This window comes from Microbacterium sp. Bi128, from assembly GCF_918698205.1.
Map to the genome: position 1 here is coordinate 1 of NZ_CAKKMM010000862.1, position 2174 is coordinate 2174.

At 74.6% G+C, this 2174-nt stretch carries 2 protein-coding genes and 1 pseudogene; 2 read left to right on the plus strand and 1 reads right to left on the minus strand.

Annotated features, from left to right (window positions below; genetic code table 11):
• Positions 1–739 (plus strand): cation:dicarboxylate symporter family transporter (locus LQV45_RS27305; RefSeq protein WP_230009938.1); only part of this gene is annotated, 739 nt, incomplete at its 5' end.
• A gap of 209 nt (positions 740–948) precedes the next feature.
• Positions 949–1746, plus strand: coding sequence for an aldolase/citrate lyase family protein (locus tag LQV45_RS27310; protein ID WP_230009939.1), 798 nt, complete (start codon positions 949–951; stop codon positions 1744–1746).
• A 136-nt stretch (positions 1747–1882) separates the two neighbouring features.
• On the opposite strand, the pseudogene LQV45_RS27315 reads toward LQV45_RS27310, so the two are convergent.
• Positions 1883–2174: pseudogene (locus LQV45_RS27315) on the minus strand (DUF1992 domain-containing protein); the annotation flags it as partial.

Here is a 2174-nt window from a genome sequence, read left to right on the forward strand (position 1 = left end):
CATCACGCTCGTCCTGGGTGTGCTGCTCTACGTCGTCACGCGGGTCAACATCTTCGCGCTCATGAAGTACCTGGGCCGCGAGTACCTGCTGATCGTCGGCACCTCGTCGTCCGAGGCCGCGCTGCCCCGCCTCATCGCCAAGATGGAGCACCTCGGCGTCTCGAAGCCCGTCGTCGGCATCACCGTGCCCACGGGGTACTCGTTCAACCTCGACGGCACGGCGATCTACCTCACGATGGCGTCGCTGTTCATCGCCTCGGCGATGGGCGCACCCATGTCGATCGGCGAGCAGATCGGGCTCATGGTCTTCATGATCATCGCGTCCAAGGGCGCCGCCGGGGTGACCGGCGCCGGCCTCGCCACCCTGGCCGGCGGTCTCTCGGCCTACCGCCCCGACCTGGTCAACGGCGTCGGCGTGATCGTCGGCATCGACCGGTTCATGTCCGAGGCCCGCGCGGTCACCAACTTCACCGGCAACGCGGTCGCCACGATGCTCATCGGCGTCTGGACCAAGCAGTACGACGGCGAGCGCGTGCGGGAGGTGCTCTCGGGCCGGATGCCGTTCGACGAGGCCCTCCTCACCGGTCACGACCACTCGGCCACCCCCGCGGCGGATGCCAAGGAAGAGGCGTCGGCGGAGGCCGGCACCGGGCCCGCCCCGGTCGACACCCGGGCGCTGGATGCCTTCCGCGCCCAGGCGGAGGCCGAGGCGGCGGCTGCGGCGCGGGGTCGCTCGTGAGCCTTGCGCACTTGGGGGCGGGGACGGCTTCGGCCGCCTCCGCTCCCGCGCGTGGCTCCGGTTCCTTGGGTGGCGCAGCGTCCGTGGGTGGCTCTGGTGCCGTGGGTGGCGCAGCGTCCGTGGGTGTTTCTGGTTCCGTGGGTGGCGCAGCGTCCGTGGGTGTTTCTGGTTCCGTGGGTGGCGCAGCGTCCGTGGGTGTTTCAGGTTCCGTGGGTGGCTCAGCCCCCGCGCGCGTCGACCTCGCGCGGACGTGGCTGCTGCGCTCGCCGCTCGCCGCGGACGGCGAAACCGCGGCCGACGTGCGGGTCCTCGACCTCGAGGACGGTCTGCCCGCGGGCCGCAAGGCCGAGGGGCGCGACCGTGCCCGCCGCGCGGCCGAGGCCGCGCCGGTGTGGCTGCGCATCAGCGCTGCCGGAACGTCGGACGGCGAGGCCGACCTCGCCCTGGGCCGCGGCCTCGACGATCGTCTCGCGGGCGTCGTGCTGGCGATGTGCGCGGGACCCGCCGACGTCGCGCATGTCGCGGCATCCCTTCCCTCGGGGGTACCGATCGTCGCGATGATCGAGTCGGCCGCGGCGCTGCTCTCGGCCCCGGCGATCGCCGCCCACCCCGCGACGCGGCGCCTCGCGTTCGGCACCGGCGACTTCCGCCGCGACACCGGCATGGCCGCCGACCGCCTCGCGCTGTCGTGGCCGCGCGCGCAGTTGGTCGTCGCGTCGGCGGCGGCCGGGATCGCCGGGCCGATCGACGGTCCGTGCGCCCCGGGCGAACAGGCGCAGGATGCCGCGGCCCACGCCGCCGCGATGGGCTTCACCGGGACGCTGGCGCTGCGGGATGCCGCGATCCCCGGCGCGCACGCGGGCTTCACGCCGTCGCCCGATGAGGTCGCCGCGGCCCGGACCCTGCTCTCGGCGTCGCCCGACGGCCCGGTCGACGGGTCGTACGCCCCCGCCCGGGCCCGCGCCCGCGCGCTCGTGGCCCGCGCCGAGGCCCTGGCCGCGCTCTGACGCCGGCCCGGTCCGGGCTGCGCGGCGGCACCGTGGCGCCCAGATCACGTGATCTGATCGAGGTGACCCGCTGTGGAGCACCATGGCCTGTGACCTCGGCGAGTTCACGTGATCTGGCGGCGCTGCGGGCCCGCGGTCAACGCGACCGGAACCATCCACGCCGCCGCCGCGGGAGCGGAGCGGCCGGTGTCGCGGCGAGGCGCCGGCGGCGGCGTTCGGCCCACGCGGTCACCTCCGCTTCGACGTCGACGGTCGAGGTCACCACGGGCGGCCCGCCGAGGAGCTGCCTCCGCGCATCGATGACGCGGCGGTTGAAGTCCTCGAGCGCTTCGCGCACGTCATCCTCGCGAGACAGCGCGTCCATGCGCGCGGCGAGCTCGGTGTGCTCGACCCGCAGCGTCAAGGCGGGCGGCCCGAGTCCGCTGAGT